We start from the raw sequence: 24,325 nt of genomic DNA on the forward strand, positions 1-24,325 counted from the left end.
GCAGGGCCTCTGGTGACAGGCCTCTGGTGACAGGCCTCTGGTGGCAGGGCCTCTGGTGACAGGGCCTCTGGTGACAGGGCCTCTGGTGGCAGGGCGCGTCAGGTGGGCGGGGACTGGGTCGTGCGGCAGATGGCGAGGCTCTGGGAGGGGAGTCGGAGGCCGTCCTCGCCCCCCGTCACGTTGTCGTCCGCCGCCAGCAGCACAGACGCCACCCGCACCGGCAGTGTCACCGCGTCCGCGCCGAAGTTCACCGCCACGCACACCGACTCGCCGCGCCACATGACCAGCCAGTCGCCCCCCGGGTCGTGCTCGACGCGGACCCGGTCGAAGCGCGGGTCCGACAGCTCCGGCAGCGCCTTGCGCAGGGCGATCAGGTCGCGGTACCAGCACAGCAGCGACCAGTGCGCCTCCTCCTTCAGCTCCCCCCAGTCGAGCTTGGCGTTGAGGAACGTCTGCTCGTCCGACGGGTGCGGCGCCTCCCACGCGTAGCCGAAGCCCTCGAACTCCTGCTCGCGGCGGTCGTCCTCCGACTCGCGCAGCTCCGGCTCGACGTGGTCGGAGAAGAACGGGAACGGCGTGCGCGCCCCCCACTCCTCCCCCATGAACAGCATGGGCGTGAACGGCGACGTCAGCAGCAGCCCGGCGCCCAGCCTGAGCGCGGGGATGGGCAGCCGGTCGCCCGCCGGGCGGTTGCCGATCTGGTCGTGGTTCTGGAGGCAGGCGACGAGCCGGTGGCCGGGCACCCCCGTGTACGGGCTGCCGTGCGTGCGGCCCCGGAACGTGGAGTAGCCGCCGTCGTGGACGACGCCCGAGGTCAGCACCTTGGCCAGGGCGTCCAGGCCGGCGAAGTCCTCGTAGTAGCCGTGGGTCTCGCCGATGACCGCGGTGTGCAGGGCGTGGTGGACGTCGTCGTTCCACTGCGCGGTCATGCCGAGGCCGCCGGCGTCCAGCGAGCGCACCATGCGCGGGTCGTTCAGGTCCGACTCGGCGATGAGCGACAGCGGCCGGCCGACGGCGCAGGCCAGCGCGTCCACCTCGGCCGACAGCTCGGCCAGCAGGTGCGTGGCGCGCTTGTCGTGCAGCGCGTGGACGGCGTCGAGCCGCAGCCCGTCGATGTGGTAGTCGCGCAGCCACTGCACCGCGTTCTCGATGAAGTAGCGGCGCACCTCGTCGGAGCCGGGCCCGTCGAGGTTGACCGCCTCGCCCCAGTAGCTCCCGGCGAAGCCGGAGAAGTACGGGCCGAACGGGTGCAGGAAGTTGCCCGACGGGCCGAGGTGGTTGTAGACCACGTCGAGGATGACGCCGATGCCCTTGCGGTGGCAGGCGTCCACGAAGGACTTGAGCCCGTCGGGCCCCCCGTACGTCTCGTTGACCGCGTACAGGTCCACCCCGTCGTAGCCCCAGTTGCGCCCGCCCGGCACGGGCGCCACCGGCATGACCTCCACGAAGTCGACGCACAGCTCCGACAGGTGGTCGAGCCGCTCGACGGCCGCCTCGAACGTCCCGTCCTGGGTGAACGTGCCGACGTGCATCTCGTAGATGACGGACCCGCGCAGGTCGCGGCCGGTCCACCCGTCGTCGGACCAGGTGAAGCGGCCGTGGTCGTAGACGGCGCTCGGGCCGAAGATGCCGTCGGGCTGCCGCCGCGAGCGCGGGTCGGGGTACGGCCCGCCGCCGTCCACCACGTACGCGTACCGCGTCCCGTGGGTGGCCTCCGGCACGTCGGCCGTCCACCAGCCGTCCGGCCGCTGCCGCATGGGCCGCCTGCCGCCGAGGACGTCGATCTCGACAGCCGTGGCCTTCGGTGCCCAGACCTCGAAGGTCTTGTCGCTAAAGGTCATGTCTCTCCAGAAGTGCGACGGGATGCCGGTTGAGCAGGTGTGCGAGCGGGACTCGGCCCGTGTGGACGGCACCGGTGAGCAGGTCACGCCAGGAGCCGGGCGGCAGCGTGAGCGTGGTGGCGCCCCAGCCGCCACGGCGGTACAGGCGCACCGGGAGGCGGGTGGCGACGGCGACGGCCCGTGCCCGCCCCTCGTCGCCCGGGGTGCCGGTGCCGCCCGCGGCCGCCGGGCCGCCGGTGGTGAGCGCGCCGTCCGTGACGGAGCCGGCGAACGCGCCGCCGCCCCGCGCGAAGGCGATCACGTGCTCGGCGGCCTCGCCGTCCGCCGCCAGCGGCGTGTACGCGGCGTCGGCGCCCAGGCGGCGGCGCAGCCGGAGCGCCTGGGTGGTGACCAGCAGCTTGGCCGCGTCCCACTCCGACGCGGGGGTGCGCGGGTAGCTGACGGGCCGCCGGTTGTCCGGGTCCACCAGGGAGAAGTCGGTCGTCTCGTTGCCCTGGTAGACGTCCGGGACGCCCGGCATCATGAGCTGCACCAGCTTGGCGCCCAGCGAGTTCGACATGGCGTAGCGGTCGATCCGCGAGGTGAACTCCCCGACGGGCAGCTTGACGGCGGCCTCGGCGAAGTCGCGCAGCCGCTGCTCGTAGCCGGGGTCGGGATCGACCCAGGAGATGGCGGTCTTGGCCTCCCGCGCCGCCTTGAGCAGGTAGCCGGCGAACCGGTCGGCGGAGATCGGCCAGGCCGCCATGAGGTTCTGCCAGGCCAGGTAGTCGAGGTGGGGGTCGTGGGAGACCGCCGACGACCAGGCGGTGACGGCCTCCTCCCACTCCTCGGGCAGCTCCGACAGCACCGACAGCCGGGCGCGCACGTCCTCCGACCGCTTGGTGTCGTGCGTGGACAGCGTGGTCATCGAGTGGGGCCGCATCTGCGCGCAGAACGCGTGGAACTCCTCGACCGGGATCCCGAACACATCTGGCTCGCCGCCCACCTCGTTGAGGCAGGACAGCGGGAACCACCGGTACAGCGCCGTGTCCTCGACGCCCTTGGCCATGACGGGCCCGCACGCCTGCTGGAAGCGGGTGACGACCTCCGGCGGGCCGTACAGGACCTGCTGGGCGAGCCGCTGCGCGGCCGGGGAGCAGGCCGCCGCGGCCTGCTCGACGATCTCGACCGACTCGGGCGGCGGCGGCTCCCCCGGCACGATGTACGCCCGGTACACCGGCATCGCGGCCAGCAGCTCGGCCACCGTCTCCGGCTCGGCGCCGGTCGCCTGGGCCAGGCGCCGGACCTCGGCGCCGAAGAACAGGTCCAGGACCTCGCTCTTCGAGCGCGCCACCACCTCCCGGTAGTCGGCGGGCTGCCCGGTCAGGCGGGTGAACAGCTCCACCAGCGGCGGCGCGCCCGCCGGGTCGACGAACAGGCCGTTGACGCGGTTGAGCACCTCGTAGCCGGTGGTGCCGTCGCACGGCCAGTCCTCCGGCAGCCGCTCGCCTCCGATGAGGATCTTCTCCACGACGGTCCACGTGTCGCCGGTCCTGGCGCGCAGCCGTTCGAGGTAGCCACGCGGCTCGGCGAGGCCGTCGGGGTGGTCGATCCGCAGCCCGTCGACGAGCCCCTCGTCGAGCAGCCAGAAGATCACCTCGTGGGTGGCGAAGAGCACCTCGGGGTCCTCGACCCGCAGCCCGATCAGCGTGGAGACGTCGAAGAAGCGCCGGTAGCCGGGCCCCTCGCGCCAGTCCACGAGCCGGTAGTGCCCCGGGTGGGGGAACTCGTGCTCGTGGTAGCGCAGCACGTCGCCGTCCACGACGGGCTCGGTGTCGTCGCCCAGCACGGGCAGCGCCACCTTCCCGTCCTCCCACTCGATGTCGAACCAGCGGGCGTACGGCGAGGCGGTCCCGTCGCGCAGCACCGACCAGAACTGGGCGTTGGTGGTGTTCATGTGGTTCGGCACGATGTCGACCACGATGCCGAGATCGTGGGCGGCGAGCTGCTCGGCCATCTCCCTGAAGCCCTTGGCGCCGCCGAACTCCTCGCGGATGCGCGAGTGGTCGGTGACGTCGTAGCCGTGCAGCGAGCCGGGGGTCGCCTGGAGGATCGGCGACAGGTAGACGTGGGTGACCCCCAGGTCGCGCAGGTGGCCGGCGATCTGCGCCACCTGCGCGAAGCCGAAGTCGGGGGTGAGCTGGACGCGGTAGGTCGACAGGGGCCTAGACACGACGCAGCACTCTCACACTGCGGCCGGGGACGCCCACCTTCTCACCGGCCCGGCAGACCCGGATGTCCAGGCTGATCGGCATCGCCGTGTCGATCTCGGTCTGCCACATCTCTCCGTAGTCCTTGGGGATCGTGAACTTGATGGTGTCGTGGTGGGCGTTGAACAGCAGCAGGAACGAGTCGTCGCGGATGGGCCGGCCGCGCCGGTCCGGCTCGGTGATGGCGTCGCCGTTCAGGAACACGGCCAGCGACCTGGCGTATCCGACGTTCCAGTCGGCGTCGGTCATCTCATCCCCGGCCGGGGTGAGCCACGCGATGTCGCTCAGGCCGCGCACCGGCCGGCCGTAGAAGAATCGCCTGCGCCGGAACACCGGGTGCTTCTTGCGCAGCGCGGCCAGGCTCTGCGTGAACTCCAGCAGCAGCCAGTTCTCGCGCACGTCCGACCAGTCGACCCAGGTCAGCTCGTTGTCCTGGCAGTAGCCGTTGTTGTTGCCGCGCTGGGTGCGGCCCAGCTCGTCGCCGTGCGAGAGCATCGGCACGCCCTGCGACAGGAACAGCGTGGTCAGGAAGTTGCGCTTCTGCTGCTCGCGCAGCGACTCGACGGCCAGGTCGGCCGGGCCCTCGGCGCCGCAGTTCCAGGACCGGTTGTCGTCGCTGCCGTCGCGGTTGCCCTCCTTGTTGGCCTCGTTGTGCTTGTGGTCGTACGAGACGAGGTCCTGCAGGGTGAAGCCGTCGTGGCAGGTGACGAAGTTGATCGAGGCGGCGGGGCGGCGGCTGTCGTCCTGGTAGAGGTCGCTGGAGCCGGTGAGCCGGGAGCCGAACTCCGGCAGCGTCGCCGCCTGCCCCCGCCACAGGTCGCGGATGGTGTCGCGGTAGCGGCCGTTCCACTCGGTCCAGCGCGAGGGGAAGTTGCCCACCTGGTAGCCGCCCGGGCCGACGTCCCACGGCTCGGCGATGAGCTTGACCTGCGACAGCACCGGGTCCTGCTGCACCAGGTCGAAGAAGGCGCTCAGCCGGTCCACCTCGTGCAGCTCGCGCGCCAGGGTGGAGGCGAGGTCGAAGCGGAAGCCGTCGACGTGCATCTCCGTCACCCAGTACCGCAGCGAGTCCATGATGAGCTGGAGCACGTGCGGCGAGCGCATCAGCAGGCTGTTGCCGGTGCCCGTGGTGTCCATGTAGTAGCGCGGGTCGCCGTCGACCAGCCGGTAGTAGTTGGCGTTGTCGATGCCCTTGAACCCGAGCGTGGGCCCCAGGTGGTTGCCCTCGGCCGTGTGGTTGTAGACGACGTCCAGGATGACCTCGATGCCCGCCTCGTGCAGGGCGCGCACCATGGCCTTGAACTCCGGCACCTGCCCGCCGCGCTGCCCCTGGCTGGAGTAGCGGTTGTGCGGGGCGAAGAAGCCGATCGAGTTGTAGCCCCAGTAGTTCGCCAGCCCCCGCTCCTCCAGGATGTGGTCGGTGACGAACTGGTGCACCGGCATCAGCTCGATGGCGGTCACCCCGAGCTTGGTCAGGTGGTCGAGGATCTCCGGGTGGCCCAGCGCCGCGTAGGTGCCGCGCAGGTGCTCGGGGATCTTCGGGTGCGCGATGGTGAGCCCGCGCACGTGCGCCTCGTAGATCACGGTGTCGTGGTACGGCGTGGCCGGCGGCCGGTCGTGGCCCCATCCGAAGAACGGGTTGATCACGATGGACCGCGGCATGTACGGGGCGGAGTCCATGTCGTTGCGCGAGTCGGGCTGGCCGAACCGGTAGCCGTACACCGCCTCGTCCCACTTGACGTCACCCTCGATCGCCGTCGCATACGGGTCGAGCAACAGCTTGTTCGGATTGCACCGCATGCCCTGCGCCGGGTCGTACGGCCCGTGGACGCGGTAACCGTAACGCTGGCCGGGGTTCACGCCGGGCAGGTAGCCGTGCCAGATGAACCCGTCCACCTCGGTCAGAGCCACCCGCGTCTCTTTGTTCTTCTCGTCGAACAGGCACAGCTCCACCTTGTCGGCGGCCTCGGTGTACAGCGCGAAGTTGGTGCCCGCGCCGTCATAGGTGGCCCCGAGCGGATAGGGGTCTCCCGGCCACACTTCGATCATCAAGGCTCCCTTACGGCTCTTCCCCATGTTCCGTTCCCCCGCTCCACCGGACAAGGCCGGCTCCCCGTAGACGGATCAGGTCCTTCCCACAGAACGGCCCCTTAGCCTGTCTCCGCGTCGCGTTTGACCGCCCGTCCCCCGGTCACGTAGGCGTTCCATGAGTGGATTCAAGAAGTTCCTCTTACGGGGCAACATCGTGGAGCTGGCCGTCGCGGTGATCGTGGGCGCGACGTTCAGCGGGCTTGTGCAGGCGCTCGTCGCCGATCTCATCACCCCGCTGATCGGCGCCGTGACCGGCGGGCGGAAGCCGGACTTCGCTCAGTACTCCTTCACCGTCAACGGCAGCCAGTTCAGGTACGGCGACTTCCTCAACCATCTCATCACCTTCCTCATCATCGCGGCCGTCGTGTACTGGCTGGTCGTCCTGCCGATGACGCGGCTGGTCAGCCTGTTCGACCGGGACCAGGAGGTCACGACCCGGCAGTGCCCGGAGTGCCTGAGCGACGTCCCGACGGAGGCGCGCCGGTGCGCCCACTGCACCTCGCCGCTGGTCCCCGACTCCGAGAAGCCGGCCGTGACCGAGCCCCGGTAGAAGCTTGGGGTGGACCGGGCGGGGACGGGCGGAAGCCGCAGAGGTTCCCAGTACGCATGGGGTGTGGGGTTTTGGCAGGTTGTGGGCTTCAAAGGGGCCGGGGGTTGGGCAGGATGGGCGGGTGAGCGTTGAGTTGATGGTCTGGGACGAGCCCGTGCCGATCTCCAGGGATCAGGCGCGGGCCGGGTACCTGGCCGCGAAGAAGGGCAGGCCGGTCCAGGGCGCGCTGCCGGAGGTCGCCAAGGAGCTGCCGGGGCTCGTCACGGTGTTCCCCGGGCACGTGCTGGTGACGATGGACCTGGAGTCGATGGACGAGATGTCCGGCCAGGTGTTCACCGTCGCGCGGGCACACGGGCTGGTCTGCTACGACCCGCAGCGCGACCTCGTCCACAACGTCGGCCCGCTCGGCGTCCACCAGGGCATGCAGCTCCACACGGGCGACGGCATGGTGGTGCACGACCCGGACCTGGGGCTGATCCACGACGTGCTGGCCACTCTGTCGGCGCAGAACCCGTTCGCGGCCCTGGTGACCTTCGGGCACCACTTCATCCAGGTGTCCCCCGCCGAGCAGGGCGAGCCCGCGTACGAGGTGGAGTACAAGGAAGGGCACATGGTGCGGACGCTGATGCCGCGCCTCGACGAGGTCCGGCAGGCGTTCCACGAGTACGCCACCGGCGACCGGTCCTTCCTGAGCCGGCACGAGTGGTCCTGAGGGTGGCAGGATCGGCGGGATGAGAACCCATTACCCGCCCGTCGAGCCCTACGACTCCGGCTTCCTGGATGTGGGGGACGGCAACGAGATCTACTGGGAGCTGTGCGGCAACCCCGCCGGCAAGCCGGCCGTGATGCTGCACGGCGGCCCGGGCGGTGGGTGCACGGCCAAGCACCGCCGGCAGTGGAATCCCGACCTGTACAAGGTGGTGCTGTTCGACCAGCGCAACTGCGGGCGCAGCCGCCCTCACGCGAGCGACCCCGCCACGTCGCTGGAGCACAACACCACCTGGCACCTCGTCGCCGACATGGAGCGCCTGCGCGAGCATCTCGGCATCGAGGCGTGGCAGGTGTTCGGCGGGTCGTGGGGCAGCGCGCTCGCCCTGGCGTACGCGCAGGCCCACCCGGAGCGCACGACCGAGCTGGTGCTGCGGGGGATCTTCACGCTGCGGCCCCAGGAGCTGCGCTGGTTCTACCAGGAGGGCGCCTCGTACCTGTTCCCCGACCGGTGGGAGGCGTACGTGGCGCCGATCCCCGAGGAGGAGCGGGGCGACCTGATCGCCGCCTTCCGCCGCCGGCTGGAGGGCGAGGACCCCGAGGCGCGGCTGGCGGCGGCGCGGGCGTGGGCGCAGTGGGAGGGCTCCACGGTCACGCTGCTGCCGGACGAGGAGCTGGTCGCGGACTTCGGCCAGGAGCGCATGGCGGTGGCCTTCGCCCGGATCGAGAACCACTACTTCACCCACCTGGGCTGGTTCGAGCCGGAGCAGCTCATCCGCGACGTCGGCAAGGTCCGCCACATCCCGGCCGTCATCGTGCAGGGCCGCTACGACGCCTGCACGCCCATGGTCACGGCCTGGGACCTGCACCGCGCCTGGCCCGAGGCGGAGTTCCACGTGGTGGCCGACGCGGGGCACTCCGCCACCGAGCCGGGCATCGTGGACCGGCTCATCGCGGCGACAGACGGCTTCGCGCCAGCCGCACCACCGGCGTGACCGCGCCGACCAGCAGCAACGTGCACAGCGGCGCCAGCGTCACGCCGATGAGGAAGCCCGCCGCCACGTCGTGCGGGTAGTGGACGCCGACGAACACCCGCGAGAACGCCATGACCGCCGCCAGCGGTAGCACCAGCCAGGCCAGCGCGCGCCAGGCCAGCACCAGCGCGCCCGCCGCGCCGGCGGCGATCACGGCGTGGTTGCTGGGGAACGACCAGTCGTCCGGCGGCGGGCACGCGGTGATCGTCGCCACGCCGCCCCGGCACGGCCGGTCCTCCCTGACGACGGTCTTGACGACCTCGCTGACGACGTACGCGCACACCACTCCGGCCGGGCCGGCGATCGCGATCGCCAGGTCGCGCGCGGGCCCGTTGCGGGTCCGCCACCAGCACAGCACGAACAACGCCGCGAACAGGAACAGGCCGGCGTCGGTGCCCACCTCCGCGAGGGTGTGGAGCCATGCGGGCGTGCCGAGGGCGAAGTCGACGATGTCGCGGTACACACGTGTCCAATCGGTGAACGAGCAGTGACACGACTTTACGGAAGATCACCCGCTTTCGCGTCCGACTCCCGGCCGATCCCGGAGTGTCGCCGATCGGCCGATCGGCCGAGGGCCGGGCTGGACGAAGGTCAGGGCGCGGCACGCCGGATCGGCGGCGTAGGCGGAGTTCCGGCCGGGTAGAGAGGCATGCGTGATCGGAGAGCACGTGATCGTCGGCTACACCGCCGACGCGGGTGGACGTGACGCTCTCGCCCTCGGCGCCGCCATCACGCGCGTCACCGGCGGCGAGCTGACCGTGGCGACGGTCTACCCGCCCGGCAGTCCCGGCGAGGCCGTGGAGGCGCAGGCCAACCTGGCGCACGCCGCCGAGGAGCTGGGCGGCATGCCCGCCGAGTACATCACCTACGAGAGCCGGGGCGTGGGACGCGGGCTGTCCGTCCTGGCCAGCCGGATCCGGGCCGACCTGGTCGTGGCAGGCTCGGCGGACGGCGGTCAGCGGGGGCGCATCGCGATCGGGTCCACCACGGACCACCTGCTGCACCTGTCGCCGGAGGCGGTGATGCTGGCGCCCGCCGGGTACCGCCCGCCCGAGGAGGCGGGGCGGCTCACGCTCGCCTACGTCCACCGGCCCCAGTGCGACGCCGCCGTGGAGCGGGTGGCGCAGACGGCCCTGCGGCTGGGCGTGCCGCTGCGGCTCATCACGCTCGACCTCCGGACGGAGGACCCGGGCCGGCTGGGCGACGACCTGGCCCTCGCCGTACGGCTGGCGTGGGAGTCGACCGGCATCGAGGCCGAGGCGGAGATCGCCGAGGGGCACGACGTGGCCTCGGCCCTGGAGACGCTGGAGTGGACGCCCGGCGAGCTGCTGGTGTGCGCGGCCAGCGAGGACGCGCAGCCGCACCGGGTCTTCCTCGGGGAGCTGGCCATGAAGGTGCTGCGGGCCGCGCCGTGCCCGGTCACGGTGCTGCCGCGCGGGTTCGGCTGAGCCGGATTCGATCGGCGCGCCGCCCCTCCTAGGCTGGTGCCCTCACGGGTCACAGGGGGGCAAGGGTGCGTCAGGCGCGGCTGATCGTGGTCGTGGTGCTGGCCGGATTCGCCGGCGTGTACGTGATCGCGGGTTTCCCCGGGGCGGTGGCGGTCTTCGGCGTCCAGGTCGCGTACATGCTGTGGCGCCGCTGCGGGTGGCTGCTCGCCGCGCAGGCCGCGCTGGTGGCCGGGCTGTCGGCCGGGCTCGGGTCGTCCGTGGCGGTGATCGGGTTCCTGGGCGGGGCGCTGCTGCTGTCGCGGTGGTGGGCGCTGACGCCCTTGGCGGTGCTGGGCGCGGCGGTGATCGAGCACGCGCGGCACGGCGAGGTGCGGGCCACCCTGGACGCCACGATCACGACGGCGCTGCTGTCGCTGCTCATCTACGGCATGGGGCGGCTGGTGGACCGGGCCGGCGAGCTGCACGCGAACCGCGCGGCGCTGGCGGCGGGCGCGGCGGCCGACGAGCGGCTGCGGATCGCGGCGGAGCTGAACGACGGCCTGGGCCGGAGCCTGGCGGTGATCGTCGAGGGTGTGCGGCGCGCCCTCGCGGGCGCCGACATGCCGGCCGAGGTGGTGCGGACGGCGCGGGAGTCGCTGGCCATGGCCCGGGAGGCGGCCGCCGGCTACCGGGCCATGTCCCTCGGCCCCGAGCTGACGACCGCCCGCGCTCTGCTGGCCGCCGCCGGGATCGGGGCCGAGGTGCGCGAGGGGCACGCCGAGCCGCTGGGCCCCGCGGGCGCCGTGCTCGCCGCCGTGCTGCGGGAGGCGGTGACGGACGTCGTCCGGCTCGGCGCCGCCCGGACATGCCTGATCGAGACCCTGGACACGGACGGGACGGTGCGGCTGCGCATCACGGACGACGGCCGGCGGACCGCCGAGGACGGCCGGCCGGGCGCGACGGCCGCGCAGGTGGAGGCGGCGGGCGGCGTCCTGTCCGCGGGCCTCGCCCCGGACGGCCGCTACGTCGTCGAGGCCGCGCTGCCCCACCGGGCCGCCGGCGAGGACGAGGCGGAGACGGGCCGGGCGACGTACGGCGAGTCGTACGGCGTGGTCCTCGGGCTGCTCGCGGCCGTGCTGGTGGGGTTCAGCGTGAAGGCCCTGCTGGCGCTGCCCGCGGGCATGGTGGCGCCCGCGGCGGCGGTCCTGGCCGTGGTCGTCGCGATGCAGCTGCGGTCCGTCAACGGGCGGCACATGGTGGCGCTGGGCGTGATGACCGTGCTGGCGGTCGCGCCCGTGCCGGTGTTCGGGCCGGTGTGGCTGGGCGTGGCCGGGTTCGTGGCGGGGCCGGTGCTGCTGGCGTTCCGGTGGCGGGTGGCGTGGCCGCTCGTGGCGGCCGTGCTGGCCGCGGTGGCCGTCGCGGGGACGGCCTTCGGGCTGCCCTCCGCCGCCACGGCGAACTTCACGGTCAGCGCCCTGGTCACCGGTCTCGTCGTGTACGGCCTGGTGCGGCTGGCCCGGCAGGTGAAGGAGCTCCAGGCCGCCCGCGAGGAGCTGGCCCGCGCGGCCGTCGTCGAGGAGCGCCTGCGGGCCGCCCGCGACCTGCACGACCTCCTCGGCCACAGCCTGGCCGCCATCCTGCTGAAGTGCGAGCTGGCCCGGCGGCTCGACCCCGCGCGGGCCCGTGCGGAGCTGACGGGCGTCATCGCCCTGGCCGAGCAGGCGGAGGCGGACCTGCGCTCGGTCTCCGGCGAGCACCGCGACCTGTCGCTGGCCTCCGAGGCGGCCTCGGCGCGCTCGGTGCTGTCGGCCGCGGGGGTGGAGGTCACCGTGGACCTCGCCCACCCGCCGCTGCCCGCCGAGGCCGAGACCGTGCTGAGCGCCGTCCTGCGGGAGGCCGTGACGAACGTGTTGCGCCACAGCTCCGCACGCCACTGCGCCGTCTCCACGGCGCTGGAGGACGGCGTGGTACGGCTGCGCGTCCGCAACGACGGCGCCCGGGGCGCGCGGGCCCGGCACGGCTCGTCCGGCATCGGCAACCTGACGACCCGGCTGGCCGCCCTCGACGGCCGCCTGACCACCGCCGCGGGGGACGGCTGGTTCGAGCTGGAGGCCGTGACACCCCTCCTCGCCTCACCCTGCCCGATCCCGGCGGCGTGAGCGGGCGTCAGATCCAGCCGGCCTCCGTGGCGATCCGGACCGCGTCGGTGCGGTTGCGGGCGTTGAGCTTGGCCACGATGCCCGTCAGGTAGTTGCGGACCGTGCCCGCCGTCAGGTGCAGCTGGGCGGCGATGTCCGTGGCGTCGGCGCCGCCGGCGGCCAGGCGCAGCACGTCCGCCTCGCGGCCGGTCAGCGGGTTCTCCGCCAGTCCCCAGGCCGCCACCGCGAGCGAGGGGTCCAGCACCCGCTCCCCCGCCGCGACCTTGCGGATGGCCGCCACCAGGTCCTCCGGCGGCGCCGTCTTCAGCAGGAAGCCGTCCACCTGGGCCGCGAGCGCCCGGCGCAGGTGCCCCGGCTTGCCGTACCCGGTGAGCATGAGCATGCGGCACGACGGGACGCGGGCGCGGATCTCGCTCGCCGCGTCGAGGCCGTCGAGCCGGCCCGGCATGTCGATGTCCATGACGGCCACGTCCGGCCGGTGGGCCGGCGCGGCGGCGACGGCGGCGTCGCCCGAGTCCACGGCCGCCACGACCTCCAGGTCGGCCTCCAGGCCCAGCAGCGCCGCCAGCGCGCCCCTGACCACGTGCTGATCTTCTGCCAGCAGTACGCGAATCACGGGGACATGTCTATCAGTGTCCGGTTCATGATGGCGTCATGGTCGACCGGTGATCGCGTCTCTGGTCCGGGGGCGGCCCGCTGAGCAGGCTTGAGGGCATGACGGACGTGGTGCGGCTCGACGCCGTGAGCAAGGTGTACGGGAAGGGGCAGGGGGCCGTGGCCGCCCTGCGCGAGGTGTCCGTGGCGATCCCGCGCGGGAGCTTCACGGCGGTGATGGGGCCGTCGGGATCGGGCAAGAGCACGTTCCTGCACTGCGCGGCCGGGCTGGACGTCCCGACCTCGGGCTCGGTACGGCTGGGCGGCACGGAGCTGGCCGGCATGGACGAGACCCGGCTGACCGAGCTGCGCAGGCGGCGGGTCGGGTTCGTGTTCCAGTCGTTCAACCTGGTGCCGTCGCTGACGGTGACGGAGAACGTGACGCTGCCCCTGCGGCTGGCCGGGGCCCGCGTGGACGCGTTCTGGGCGGCGGAGCTGCTGCGCCGGGTCGGCATGGACGGGCGGGCCGGGCGGCGGCCGGCGGAGCTGTCGGGCGGCCAGCAGCAGCGGGCGGCGATCGCCCGGGCGCTGGTGACGAAGCCGGAGGTGGTCTTCGGCGACGAGCCGACCGGGGCGCTGGACACGATGACGGCCCGGGGCGTGCTGACGCTGCTGCGCGAGGTGGTGGAGGGCATGGGCCAGACCGTGGTGATGGTCACCCACGACCCGGTGGCCGCCTCGTACGCCGACACCGTGCTGTTCCTGGCCGACGGGCGGATCGTGGACGCGATGGGCGCGCCGTCGGCCGACAAGGTGGCCGAGCGCATGACGCGGCTGGGGGCGTGGACGTGATGGCGAGGTCCCAGGGGATGACGGGGTTCGCGGTCCGCTCGCTGCGGCATCGCAAGGCGGGGGTGGCGGGGGCGTTCGTGGCGCTGCTCTGCGCCGCGGCGCTGGTGTGCGCCTGCCTGATGCTGCTGGACACGGGGCTGCGCGGCACGGTCGCGCCGCAGCGCTACGCGGGGGCGCCGCTGGTCGTGGCCGGTGACCGCTTCGTGCGCCAGACGGTCACCTCGGGTGACAAGGTGAAGACCAAGGCCAAGCCGCTGGCGGAGCGGGCGTGGATCCCCGCCGGGCTGGCGGACGAGCTGCGCGCGGCGCCCGGGGTGTCGCGGGTGGTCCCGGAGGTGACGTTCCCGTTCGGCACGGCGCTGGGGCACGGGTGGGAGTCGGCCGCGCTCACGCCGTTCACGATCGCGTCGGGACGGGAGCCGCGGACGGCGGGCGAGGTGGTGGTCGACGCCCGCGCCGGGCTGGCCGTCGGCGCGCGGCTGGGCCGTCATCGGGTCGTCGGCGTGACCGCGCAGGCGCTGCCGGGGCAGGACACGGTGTTCCTCTCCACGGCGGAGGCGCGCCGGCTGGCCGGCCGCGCGGGGCTGGTGAGCGCGATCGGGGTGTTCCCCCGGGTGGACGTCTCCGCCGTGCTGGCCGCGCACGCGGGCGACAAGCGGAACGCCGCTCCTGTCGCCTACACCGGGGACGAGCGCGGGGCGGTCGAGTTCCTGGACGCCGAGAAGGCGCGGACCCGGCTGGTGAGCCTGGGCGGCGCGCTCGGCGGCACCTCGCTGCTGGTGGCGATCCTCGTCGTGGCCGGCACGTTCGCCCTGTCGGTGCAGCAGCGGCAGCGGGAGATCGCGCTGCTGCGGGCCGTGGCCGCCACGCCCCGGCAGGTGCGCCGGCTGCTGGGCGGCGAGGCGGTGCTGCTCGGGCTGGCCGCCGGGACGCTCGGCTCGGCGGCGGGGATGGGACTGGGGTTCTGGCTGCGGTCGAGATTCGTGGCGCTCGGCGCGATGCCGGAGAACCTGGAGCTGGTCGTGAGCCCGTTCCCGGCGCTGGCCGCGCTCGTCGCGACCGTGGCGGCGGCCTGGGTGGCGGCCCTGGTGTCGGCGCGGCGGGCCACCCGGATCAGGCCGGTGGAGGCCCTGGGCGAGGCGGCGCTGGAGAGCGGCCGTCCGGCGACAGGCCGGATCGTCGCCGGAGCGGTGCTGGCCGCCGGCGGCGCGGCGCTCGCGCTGGTGCTGTCCGGGCTGGAGACGGAGGCGGCGGCGAGCCCGGTGACGATGCTCACCGCGCTGGTGTGGGCGGCGGCCGTGGCGCTGCTCGGTCCGGTGCTGGCGCGGGCGGCGGTCGCGGCGCTCGGGACGCCGCTGGGCGCCCTCGGCGCCGCCGGCCACCTCGCGGCGCGCAACCTGCGCTCCCGCGCCGGCCGGACGGCTTCGGTCATGGCACCGCTCACTCTCATGGTCGCCATGACGTGCACGATCCTGTTCGTCCCCGTCACCCTCGGCCAGGCGGCCGGCGAGCAGGCAGACGCCGGCATCCGCGCCGGGTTCGTCCTGTCCGGCCGCGAACGGACCGCCGCGACGGGCCCGGCGCTCCGGGAGGGCACGCCCGCCGCCCAAGTACGCCGGGTGGCCGGGGTGGAGGCCGTCACCGAGGTGGTGCGCACCTCCGTCAGGGCCGGGCTCGACCGGTACGGCGCGCAGGGCCTCACGCCGGACGCCCGGACCGTGGACCTGGGCGTCGTGGCCGGGTCCCTGGACGGGTTCGGCCCCGGCTCGGTCGCGCTGAGCCGGACCGCGGCCTCCCGGCTCGGCGTGGGGGTGGGCGACCGGCTGGAGCTGACGCTCGGCGACGGCACGCCGGTCGCGCCGCGGGTCGCCGCCCTCTACTCCCGCGGTCTCGGGTTCGGCGACGTGACGCTGGACCACGCGCTCGTCGCCGCGCACGTGGACGACCCGTCGGGCACGCTGCTGGTGTCGGCTCCCGCGCTGACCCGGGACCGGCTCGCCGCGGCCCTGCCCGGACTACGGGTGCTCGACCGCGCCGAGGCCGCCGAGGTGAGCGCCCCGGACGCCGGGGTGAACTACGTGGCCATGGGACTGGTCATCGCCTTCACCGCGATCGCCGTGGTCAACACGCTGGCCATGTCCACCTCGGACCGCGCCGGCGAGCTGGCGCTGCTGCGACTGGTGGGCACGACCAGGCGGCAGGTGCTGCGCGTGCTGCGGCTGGAGACGCTGGCCGCGGTGCTCGTGTCGGTCGGGGCGGGCACGCTGATCGCGCTGGTGACGCTGACGGCGTTCGCCGCGGGCATGACGGGCTCGGCGGCGCCGTCCGTGCCCGTGCCGGGATACCTGGCCGTGGCCGGCGCGGCGGCGGCGCTCGCGCTCGCCGCCACCGCCCTGCCGGCCCGGCTGGTGCTCGGGCGGCGCCCCGCGGTCCACTGAGTACGCCGCCCGAGCATGGAGGCCACGATCAGGCGCCGGCTCGGCGCCGCCTGATCGTGGCCTCGTACAGCTCCAGGTAGCGGTCCGCCATGACGCCCGGCGAGAAGCGGCGGGTGGCCTCCGCCCGGCACTCCTCGGGGTCGATCTCGTCGACCCGCAGGACGTACTCGGCCAGCTCCTCCTCGGTGTCGGCCAGCCATCCGGTGCGGCCGTGGTCGATCAGCTCCGGCAGGCAGCCCCGGCGCAGCCCCACGGCCGGCACGCCGAGGGCGAGCGCCTCGACCACCGCGGTGCCGCCCGGCTCGTCCCACTGGACGGGGAACAGGGCGGCCCGCGCCGAGCCGTACAGCTCGTCGCGCCGCCGCCCCGCGACGGCCCCCTCCCAGCGGACCAGGTCGCCGTCGAGGTAAGGGCCGACCGCCTCCAGGTGGTAGCGGACGTCCGGGTGGCCGTGCAACGGGTGGTAAGGGTCCTGGACGACGGCCTCCAGCTCGGCCGGCGTGCCGAGGCCGCTGACCGGCCCGGCGAGCGCCAGCGGCTGCCCCAGCTTCTGGCAGATGCGGGCCGCGACGTGCTGACCCTTGAGCCGGCAGATCCGCCCCATGACCACCAGGTGCTCACCGCGTTCCACCCGGGGCGCGGCGCCGGCGAGCGGGGTGGCCAGGTGGACCGCGCCGAGCGCCGCCTCGCGCAGGGCGGCCGGCGCGGTGCGGAGCTGCGACTCCGACACGCCGTTGGCGGCGACCGACTCGGGGAAGGCGCCGTAGAACGCGGCGTGCTTGCGCAGGTCCCAGTGCAGGGTGTGCAGCACGGGCGGCCCGTCGAGGGCGGAGAGCACGGCCGGACCGACCACCTCCAGATGGTCGTGGACGAGGTCCACGTCGTCGCGGCGGCGCAGCTCGCGCGCCACCATCGCCTGGTGGGCGTGCGCCAGCCCCATGACCTGGTTGTACGGTTTCTGCAGCTCCGCGAACTGGCCGGAGTCGTAGACGCTGACCAGCTCGTCCACCTCCAGCGTGCTCGACCCGACGGAGGCGAGGACGACCCGCACCCCGCGCTCCCGCAGCGGGGGCACGAGCGTGGCCACGACGTTCTCGATGCCGCCGTACCCGGAGGGCGGGACCTGGAGCCAGGGTCCCGTGTTGATCAGCACGTTCATGCGACGTCCTCCTCGGCGAGCAGTAAGGCGAGCGGAGGACGCTCGGCCACGACCACGTTCATGAGCGAGGCCTGCCCGTCGAGCCCGAACTGCAGGAGCGTGCGGGCGGGCGGCTGGGCGGCCATGACCCGCCCCTGGCGTTCGAGACGGGTCCAGGCGGTGTGCAGGATCTGCCCGGCCATCCGGCCGAGTGCCGCGGTGGACTGGTGGGAGTGCACCCGGACACCCAGGTCCACCTGGGCCATGGCGTCGAGGCCGACCAGCTCCAGCAGGTCGACGAGGAGCCCGAGCTCGACGCCGTACTCGGTGACGAACGGCACCTGCTCCAGCGTCTCGCGCCGGCCGGCGTACTCGCCGCCGAGCGGCTGCTGGAACCCGGCCAGCTCGGGCCAGAACATGTTGATGAGCGGGCGTGCCACCAGCTCGGTGACCCGCCCGCCGCCTCCTCGCCGCCGCACCCCGTCGGCGCCGGTGAACGGCCGCTCGCAGGCGCCCTTGACGAACTGGATGCCGGGGTCGGTCAGCAACGGCCCGAGGAGGCCGATGACGAAGTGCGCGCCGAAGTCGCGCAGGTCGGCGTCGACGAAGACGACGATGTCCCCGCTGGAGGCCGCCAAGCCCTTCCACAGGGCCTCACCCTTGCCGGTGAGGGGCGGCAGGTGGGAGAGCACCGCGTTCTGTGCCACGACGCGTGCTCCCGCGGCGGCGGCCCGCTCGGCCGTCGCGTCGGTCGAGTTGGAGTCGACGACGAGGACCTCGTCCACGAGCGGAACCCGCTCGACGAGCTCGCGGCGGATCACGGTGACGATGTCGCCGACCGTCGACTCCTCGTTGCGAGCCGGCAGGACGACGCTCACCGTGGTCGTTCCCTTGGCGAGGAGCAGGGCCTCGGGGACCCACTCGGTCGCGGTGCTCGAGTGGGGACCGTACCATTCCCGAGCCCTGGCCAAGGCCCGCAGTTCTGTCTCCATGCACTCAGCCCCGTTCTGTTTTAGGGGTTCACGGTCGCGCATATGTTCCCTATAGCCGCACGTTTGAACGTGTTGTTTGATTTTGCGTAAAAGTGGGATATGCGAGATGTGTCCTCAACCACCCGTGTAGGCATCATCGGTGCCGGAAATGTCGCCGCGCGTCACGCGGACGTGCTGTCAGGTTTTCCCGATGTGGTGATCGCCGGAATCGCCGACGTCGATCCCCTCAAGGCCGAGGCGCTCGCCGCGCGTCACGGAGTCCCGGCTTTTGACGGCCATGCCGGGCTCCTGGAGGCGGGCAGACTCGACGCAGTATACGTCTGTGTGCCCCCATTCGCGCACGGTAAGCCAGAGCATGATGTTCTGTCATGTAATCTCCCGATTTTCGTGGAAAAGCCGCTCGCACTCGACCTGAAGACCGCGGAAAACATCGCGTCCGAAATCCAGCGGCGTGGACTGCCCTCGGCGGTCGGGCATCACTGGCGCTACCTGGACGTTCTCGACCGGGCCCGTGACCTGCTGGCCGACCGTCCGGTACGGCTGGCGCTCGGCCACTGGCTCGACAAGGTCCCCCCGGTCGGCTGGTGGCTGGACCCGGCCCGGTCCGGCGGCCAGGTCGTCGAGCAGGCGGTCCACGTCCTGGACCTGGCCCGGGTCCTGGTCGGCGAGGTCACCATGGTCCACGCGGTGCCCGCAGCGTTGGGCGGCGACGGCGCCGCCGGGGAGGTGGACCGGGCCGTGGCCGCCGTGCTGAGCTTCGCGGGCGGCGCCACCGGCACCCTGGCCACCACGAGCCTGCTGCGGCACAAGCACCGGGCGGGACTGGAGGTCTACGCCGACGGTGTCGCCCTGGAGCTGACCGAGACCTCGCTGACCGTCAACGGCGGCGAGGTCGTCGAGGACGCCGGACGGGCGAAGACGCTGGTGGACCGGGCGTTCGTCGACGCCGTGCGGGGCGCGGACGGCGACGTGCGGGTGCCGTACGCGGAGGCGCTGCGCACCCACCGGGTGGCGCTCGCGCTGGCCAGGTCGGCGGCCGAGGGAAGGCCGGTGACCCTGGATGACTGACCACGGCGCCGGAGTGACGGGCGGCGCGACGGTGCGCAGCCGCGTGCTGTGCGTCGAGGCCCCCGGCAAGATCACCCTGGCCGAGGAGGAGCTGCCCGAGGTGCCCGAGGGCGGGTTCCGGGTGGCGACCGCCTACAGCGGGATCTCCGCGGGCACCGAGCTGACCTACGTCAAGGGCACCAACCCCTACCTCGCCGCCTCCTGGGACCGGACGCTCGGCCTGTTCCGGCCGGGCGCGCCGGCGGTCCGCTATCCCGTGCGCGGCATCGGGTACATGCAGGTCGGCCGGGTGGTCGAGGCCCGTACCGCGGCCGTGCGCGAGGGCTCGCTGGTCGCGATGGCGTACGGCCACCGCACCGGGTACGTGGCCGACCCGCTGACGGACCGGTTCGTGGAGCTGCCGGCCGGCCTCGACCCGGTGCTCGGCGTCTACGTCGCGCACATGGGGCCGATCTGCGCCAACGGGCTGCTGCACGCCGCCGCCGACCTGCACGGACCCGCGGTGCGGGACCTCGGCGACGGCGTGCGCGGGCGGCGCGTGGCCGTCGTCGGGGCGGGCGTGGTGGGACTGCTCACGGCCTCGTTCGCGCTGGCGCACGGGGCGGCGGAGGTGGTCGTGGCGGACGAGACGCCCGCCCGGCTGCGGATCGCCGAGGCCCTGGGCGCCCGAGCCCTGAAAGCCGGGGCCCTCGCCACGGAGGAGGACCCGGCGGTGGAGCTCAAGCGCCGCTGGCGGCACGGCCCGGACGACCGGGGCGCCGACGTGGTGTTCCAGTGCCGTGGGCAGGCCTGGGCGCTCGCGCTGGCCCTGCGGATGCTGCGGCCCCAGGGCACGGTCGTGGACCTGGCCTTCTACACCGGCGGCGCGGACGAGGTGCGGCTCGGCGAGGAGTTCCACCACAACGGGCTGTCGCTGCGGTGCGCGCAGATCGGCCGGGTGCCGCGCGGGCTCGCGCACGCCTGGGACAGGGAGCGGCTCTCGTACGAGACGATCGCCCTGCTCGGGCGGCGCGGCGCGGTGCTACGCGAGCACCTCGTCACCGAGGTCGCCGATTTCGCCGAGGCGCCGGGCCTCCTCGCGGATCTGGCCGCCCGCCGGCGTCACGCCGTCCAGGCCGTCCTCCGCTGCGACGTCGAGGACGAGGGCGGCTGACCAGCTGAAGTCGTGGCAGCCGTGCCCCTCCAGCGTGAACGGGTCGAAGTACTCGCGGAACCCGGACTCGGCGACGGCGCGGACCATGCCCTCGGCGAGCGGCGCCGCCAGGTCGGGCCGGCGCCGCCGCAGGCCCCGCCAGATCAGCCAGGTGAGGTTGATCCAGGCGGGGCCGCGCCAGTAGCGGACCGGGTCGAACTCGGGCGCGGCCGGCGCGAAGCTCGGCAGGATCCCGTCCTTGAGCCCGAAACGGTCGAGCCCGGTGCCGATCAGCTCGTTGACCAGCTCGCGCGGCAGGCCGGGCAGCATGAGCGGGGTCAGCCCGGCGGCGCTGTTGGAGCGCACCAGGCAGCCGGTGAGCATGTCGCGGGCGTGGAAGAGGCCGTCGTCGTAGAGGTGCTCGGCCATCGCGGAGGTGTGCGCGGCGGCCTCACGCAGGTGCGGCTCGGGGTCGTGCCCGACGGCCCGCGCGATCCGGGCCAGCGCCACCTCGGCCACGCCGTACGCGGTGTTGAACAGCGGGTCCTCGACCCGGAAGGCGTCGGAGCGACGGTAACCGGTGTCGCGGTAGGCGCGGGCAAGGGTCGTGTAACGCGCGTAGTCGCGGTCGGTGGGCCGCTCGTCCACGCTGACGTAGGTGGTGTCGCGGCGCACGAACGCGGACGGCTCGGGCTCGACGGCGGCCAGCGGCGCGTCCCAGGCCGGGCTGTTGTCCATGCCCGACTCCCACGGGTGGACGATCGAGATGAGCCCCTCGGGCGAGCGCCTGGCGGTGCGCAGGTACTCCTGCTGGGCGACCAGGCGGGGATAGATCCGCCGCAGGAACGCCGTGTCGGGGTCGGCCAGGTGGACGCGCCAGGCGGCCAGCGCGTGGACGGGCGGCTGCACGATGCCGGAGGTCCGCGCCCCGGAGGGCGCGCTGACCTGCCAGAACTCCGGTCCGGGGAAGTAGGCGCCCTCCGGCACCGCCGGGTTGAACACGATGTGCGGCACCCGGCCGTCGCGCCACTGCGCCCCGAACAACGTCAGCAGCTCCGACCTGGCCCGGCGCGGCGACCACTGGGCGTTGCCGATGGCGATGAAGGCGGAGTCCCAGCTCCACTGGTGGGGGTAGAGGGTGCGGGAGGGGACCGTGTAGCTGCCGTCCCAGTTGGCGACGAGCACGCGGACGGCATCGCGGAGGATCATAGGAATTTCCTGATGAAGGAGGCGGTCTGGGGAAGGACGATCTCCGGCTCGCCACGCAGGCGGCACTCCAGCGCCAGGTAGCCGTCGTAGCCGGCGGCGTCGAGGGCGGCGAGCTGGGCGCCCCAGTCGAGGTGGCCGGTGCCGGGCTGGTTGCGGTTGGACTCGCTGACCTGCATATGAGCAAGGTAGGGGGCGGCCCGCAGGATCGAGCGGCAGGGGTCGTCCTCCTCGATGTTCATGTGGTAGGTGTCGCCGGCCACCCGGATCGCCTCCATCGAGCAGTACGACACGGCCTCGGCCAGCGTGTTCACCATGTGATTCTCGTACCTGTTGAGAGGCTCCAGCATGATGAGCACGCCGTTGCGCTGGGCGTGCTCGCCGAGCGTGGTGAGCGCCTCGGCCAGCACCTCGCGGTCCTCGTCCGGACCGCGGGGCGGCTCGAACGGCGGCAGCCGGCGCGAGAACTGGCCCCAGGAGGCCGGCGTCATCACGCCGATGCCGCCCAGCTCGGCGATCACGGTGAGCTGCGACCTGAGCTGCTGGATGGCGTCCTTGCGCCGGACCGGGTCGAAGTCGCCGATGAAGTGCGGCATGTCCACGCACACGGTCGGCATGACGACGCCGTCGGCCAGGGCGCGCTTGAGCTCGGTCAGGCGGGTGGCGAAGTGGAAGTCGCCCTTGCCGCGCAGCTCGATGGCGTCGAAGCCGGCGTCGACCGCGAAGGCGAACTTCTCCTGCAGCGTGCGGCCGGGCAGAAGCTGCTCCTGGACGGAAAGCTTCACTTGTCTCACTCCTCGAATCGGAAGACGAGCTGGAGGACGTCCGACGGCCGGTGGTCGAGCAGCTCGTAGGCCGTGGCCGCCTCCCCTGCGGGGACCACGTGGCTGACCAGGCCGAGGACGCTCACCTCGGCCCGGTGGACGAGCTCCATGAAGGTGCGCTGGAGCCGCTCGACGTCCCAGCGGTGGGACAGCCATGAGGCGACGCCGCCGATCTGGGAGGAGACGAGCTGCACCTGGTTGTGGTGGAACTCCTCGCCCAGCCGCAGGCCGGTCGCGTCGCCCTGGTAGAAGCCGGCGGCCACGACCCGGCCGCCCCGGCGCACGGTCCTGATGGCCTCGTGCAGGCCCTGGTGGCTGCCGCTCAGCTCGATGGCACTGTCGGCGCCCTCGACGCGCTTGCGCACGATCTCGGCGACCGAGCCGGAGCGCACGTCGAACGTCTCCGCGGCCCCGAAGGCCCGGGCCAGCTCCAGCCGGGCCGGGATGGCGTCGGCCGCGAGGACCCGGGCGCCGCTGAGCACGGCCATCCGGGTGGCGAGCAGGCCGATGACGCCCTGGCCGAAGACGGCGACCTGGTCGCCGAGGCGCAGGTCGGCCGCGTGGACGGCGTTGAGCGCGATGGCGCCGACGCGGGCGAACACGCCGGTCAGCGGGTCGGCGCCGGGCGGCAGCACGTGGCCGGCCAGCCGCTCGGCGGGCACGACGGCCTCCGCCCGGTGGCCCCAGATGCCCCACACGAGGCTGCCGACGGGCGGGTCGGCGACCTCGGGCGCGGCCTCGACGACCTCGCCGACCTCCTGGTAGCCCCATCCGGTGAGCGGATAGGCGTGGGTGCGGCCGTCGACGAAGAGCCGGCGCTCGGCGTCCCACCTGCGGGTGAGGTACGGATTGGTGCCGCGGTAGGCGGTGAGTTCGGTGCCCGCCGAAACCCCGGAATACAGGGTGCGGACCCGGACGGAGCCCGGACCGAGGGCGGCGGGCGGCTCGACGCCGACACGGACGCGGCCTGGTCCTTCAAAGGTGATGACGCGCATTCCCCCACGCTTACGATTATTGATCAAACGAAAGTCAAGGAATTAGTACGTGCACGCAGACCATAGTTGAGCGGATAACACTCTTAAGTCCAGGACTTCGACGGAGGTAACAATGAAATTGGGTTTCCTGACCGCCTGTCTCCCCGAGCTCGATCTCGTGGATGTCGCCCGCTGGGCCGCCGCGCATGGTTTCGAGGCGCTCGAAGTCGCCGGATGGCCGTCGACGGATACCCGAAATCACATCAGAGTGGACCGTTTCGACGAAGCCGAAAGAGAGCGGGTCGGGAGAATCTTCGCAGAGACCGGACTCACCCTTTCCTCGATCGCCTATTACGAGAACAATCTGCACCCTCGCGCTGGGGCGGAGGTGAACGCGCACGTGCGCCGGTGCGTGGAGGCCGCGGCGGCGCTCGGCTGCCCCACCGTCGGCACGTTCGTCGGCCGTGACCCCGGCCTGTCGGTCCGCGACAACCTCGAACGCGCCGAGGGCGTCTTCCGCCCCCTCGTCGCCCACGCCCGGGACCACGGCGTCGACCTCGTCATCGAGAACTGCCTGATGAAGAGCTGGCACCCCGACGGCTACCCGGGCAACCTGGCCTACTCCCCCGAGCTGTGGGAGTGGATGTTCACGCTCGGGCTGCGGCTCAACTACGACCCCTCGCACCTCGTCGCGCTCGGCATCGACCCGGTCGCGGCCGCCATGCCGTACATGTCGCAGATCTCCCACGTGCAGGCCAAGGACACCGAGCTGCTGCCGGGCACCATCAACCGCTTCGGCTTCTACGGCCCGATCAGCGGCGAGAAGGGGTGGTACCGGTTCCGGGTGCCCGGGCTGGGTCAGGTCGACTGGACCATGGTGATCGGCGCGCTGCGCCGAGGCGGGTACGACGGGGTGGTCTCCGTCGAGCACGAGGACCCCGAGTGGACCGGCAGCACGGACAGGGTACAGACCGGTCTCGGTATCGCGTACCGGACGTTGCGCCATCTCGTGCGGGGGTAAGTGCGGCATATCCCCGCAACGGAGGAG

General features: G+C 73.0%; 19 protein-coding genes and 1 pseudogene. 10 read left to right on the forward strand and 10 right to left on the reverse strand.

What is annotated here, in order from left to right; genetic code table 11:
- Window positions 1–98: 98 nt before the first annotated feature.
- Genes treZ through glgX form a run of 3 tightly spaced genes read right to left on the reverse strand, consistent with a single transcriptional unit; the run spans window position 99 to window position 6,139 of the window.
- The gene (gene treZ, locus ACIBG4_RS27995; RefSeq protein WP_397204337.1) at window positions 99–1,841 is read right to left on the reverse strand and encodes a malto-oligosyltrehalose trehalohydrolase; all 1,743 of its coding nucleotides are present in this window, start codon (window positions 1,839–1,841) and stop codon (window positions 99–101) included.
- On the reverse strand, window positions 1,831–4,053 hold the full coding sequence (gene treY / locus ACIBG4_RS28000; RefSeq protein ID WP_397204338.1) for a malto-oligosyltrehalose synthase: 2,223 nt from the start codon (window positions 4,051–4,053) through the stop codon (window positions 1,831–1,833). The genes treZ and treY overlap by 11 nt, the downstream gene beginning before the upstream one ends.
- Window positions 4,046–6,139, reverse strand: a complete 2,094-nt coding sequence (gene glgX / locus ACIBG4_RS28005; protein WP_310709335.1) for a glycogen debranching protein GlgX — start codon at window positions 6,137–6,139, stop codon at window positions 4,046–4,048. The genes treY and glgX overlap by 8 nt, the downstream gene beginning before the upstream one ends.
- 157 nt (window positions 6,140–6,296) lie before the next feature.
- Here glgX and mscL point away from each other — a divergent pair, with 157 nt between their 5' ends.
- The 3 genes from mscL to pip all read left to right on the forward strand — a co-directional run bounded on the left by mscL (window position 6,297) and on the right by pip (window position 8,434).
- Window positions 6,297–6,731, forward strand: coding sequence for a large conductance mechanosensitive channel protein MscL (mscL, locus tag ACIBG4_RS28010; RefSeq protein WP_355453000.1), 435 nt, complete (start codon window positions 6,297–6,299; stop codon window positions 6,729–6,731).
- Between the two features lie 121 nt (window positions 6,732–6,852).
- On the forward strand, window positions 6,853–7,443 hold the full coding sequence (locus tag ACIBG4_RS28015) for a hypothetical protein (protein ID WP_397204339.1): 591 nt from the start codon (window positions 6,853–6,855) through the stop codon (window positions 7,441–7,443).
- A 19-nt stretch (window positions 7,444–7,462) separates the two neighbouring features.
- The gene (gene pip, locus ACIBG4_RS28020; protein WP_397204340.1) at window positions 7,463–8,434 is read left to right on the forward strand and encodes a prolyl aminopeptidase; all 972 of its coding nucleotides are present in this window, start codon (window positions 7,463–7,465) and stop codon (window positions 8,432–8,434) included.
- Here the strand turns inward: pip and ACIBG4_RS28025 are convergent.
- Window positions 8,388–8,936, reverse strand: a complete 549-nt coding sequence (locus tag ACIBG4_RS28025) for a phosphatase PAP2 family protein (protein ID WP_310709339.1) — start codon at window positions 8,934–8,936, stop codon at window positions 8,388–8,390. The two genes, pip and ACIBG4_RS28025, sit on opposite strands and share 47 nt — an antisense overlap.
- 190 nt (window positions 8,937–9,126) lie before the next feature.
- On the opposite strand from ACIBG4_RS28025, the gene ACIBG4_RS28030 reads away from it, so the two are divergent.
- A complete protein-coding gene (locus tag ACIBG4_RS28030) occupies window positions 9,127–9,921 on the forward strand; it encodes a universal stress protein (protein WP_397204341.1) in 795 nt (264 codons plus the stop codon).
- Window positions 9,922–9,986: 65 nt separating this feature from the next.
- Window positions 9,987–12,059, forward strand: a complete 2,073-nt coding sequence (locus ACIBG4_RS28035) for a sensor histidine kinase (RefSeq protein WP_397204342.1) — start codon at window positions 9,987–9,989, stop codon at window positions 12,057–12,059.
- Between the two features lie 7 nt (window positions 12,060–12,066).
- Here the strand turns inward: ACIBG4_RS28035 and ACIBG4_RS28040 are convergent, their stop codons facing one another.
- Window positions 12,067–12,675 (reverse strand): response regulator transcription factor, encoded by a 609-nt coding sequence (locus tag ACIBG4_RS28040; RefSeq protein WP_310709342.1) that lies wholly within the window; start codon window positions 12,673–12,675, stop codon window positions 12,067–12,069.
- A 98-nt stretch (window positions 12,676–12,773) separates the two neighbouring features.
- Between ACIBG4_RS28040 and ACIBG4_RS28045 the strand changes: the two genes are divergently transcribed.
- A complete protein-coding gene (locus ACIBG4_RS28045) occupies window positions 12,774–13,505 on the forward strand; it encodes an ABC transporter ATP-binding protein (RefSeq protein WP_310709343.1) in 732 nt (243 codons plus the stop codon).
- Window positions 13,506–13,522: 17 nt separating this feature from the next.
- On the forward strand, window positions 13,523–15,943 hold the full coding sequence (locus tag ACIBG4_RS28050) for an ABC transporter permease (protein WP_397204343.1): 2,421 nt from the start codon (window positions 13,523–13,525) through the stop codon (window positions 15,941–15,943).
- Between the two features lie 28 nt (window positions 15,944–15,971).
- Here the strand turns inward: ACIBG4_RS28050 and ACIBG4_RS28055 are convergent, their stop codons facing one another.
- Window positions 15,972–17,102, reverse strand: a complete 1,131-nt coding sequence (locus ACIBG4_RS28055; RefSeq protein WP_397204344.1) for a glycosyltransferase — start codon at window positions 17,100–17,102, stop codon at window positions 15,972–15,974.
- The gene (locus ACIBG4_RS28060; protein ID WP_310709346.1) at window positions 17,099–18,073 is read right to left on the reverse strand and encodes a glucosyl-3-phosphoglycerate synthase; all 975 of its coding nucleotides are present in this window, start codon (window positions 18,071–18,073) and stop codon (window positions 17,099–17,101) included. Before ACIBG4_RS28060 ends, ACIBG4_RS28055 begins: the two co-directional genes overlap by 4 nt.
- Before the next feature lie 99 nt (window positions 18,074–18,172).
- Here ACIBG4_RS28060 and ACIBG4_RS28065 point away from each other — a divergent pair, with 99 nt between their 5' ends.
- Complete coding sequence (locus tag ACIBG4_RS28065; RefSeq protein ID WP_397204345.1) at window positions 18,173–19,141, forward strand: Gfo/Idh/MocA family protein; 969 nt, start codon at window positions 18,173–18,175, stop codon at window positions 19,139–19,141.
- A complete protein-coding gene (locus ACIBG4_RS28070) occupies window positions 19,134–20,294 on the forward strand; it encodes a zinc-binding dehydrogenase (RefSeq protein ID WP_397204347.1) in 1,161 nt (386 codons plus the stop codon). Before ACIBG4_RS28065 ends, ACIBG4_RS28070 begins: the two co-directional genes overlap by 8 nt.
- Window positions 20,295–20,303: 9 nt before the next feature.
- Here the strand turns inward: ACIBG4_RS28070 and ACIBG4_RS28075 are convergent.
- From ACIBG4_RS28075 to ACIBG4_RS28085, 3 genes and pseudogenes are all read right to left on the reverse strand, one after another.
- Window positions 20,304–21,482: pseudogene (locus ACIBG4_RS28075) on the reverse strand (MGH1-like glycoside hydrolase domain-containing protein); the annotation flags it as partial.
- Window positions 21,479–22,264 carry a sugar phosphate isomerase/epimerase family protein gene (locus ACIBG4_RS28080; RefSeq protein WP_397204348.1) on the reverse strand — a complete coding sequence of 262 codons (786 nt, stop codon included), beginning with the start codon at window positions 22,262–22,264 and terminating at the stop codon, window positions 21,479–21,481. The pseudogene ACIBG4_RS28075 and the gene ACIBG4_RS28080, both read right to left, overlap by 4 nt.
- 5 nt (window positions 22,265–22,269) lie before the next feature.
- The gene (locus ACIBG4_RS28085; protein WP_397204349.1) at window positions 22,270–23,298 is read right to left on the reverse strand and encodes a zinc-binding alcohol dehydrogenase; all 1,029 of its coding nucleotides are present in this window, start codon (window positions 23,296–23,298) and stop codon (window positions 22,270–22,272) included.
- Window positions 23,299–23,410: 112 nt separating this feature from the next.
- On the opposite strand from ACIBG4_RS28085, the gene ACIBG4_RS28090 reads away from it, so the two are divergent.
- Window positions 23,411–24,298, forward strand: a complete 888-nt coding sequence (locus tag ACIBG4_RS28090) for a sugar phosphate isomerase/epimerase (RefSeq protein WP_310709350.1) — start codon at window positions 23,411–23,413, stop codon at window positions 24,296–24,298.
- The last annotated feature ends 27 nt before the right edge of the window (window positions 24,299–24,325 follow it).

It is taken from the genome of Nonomuraea sp. NPDC050383 (assembly GCF_044459125.1).
Taxonomy (GTDB): domain Bacteria; phylum Actinomycetota; class Actinomycetes; order Streptosporangiales; family Streptosporangiaceae; genus Nonomuraea.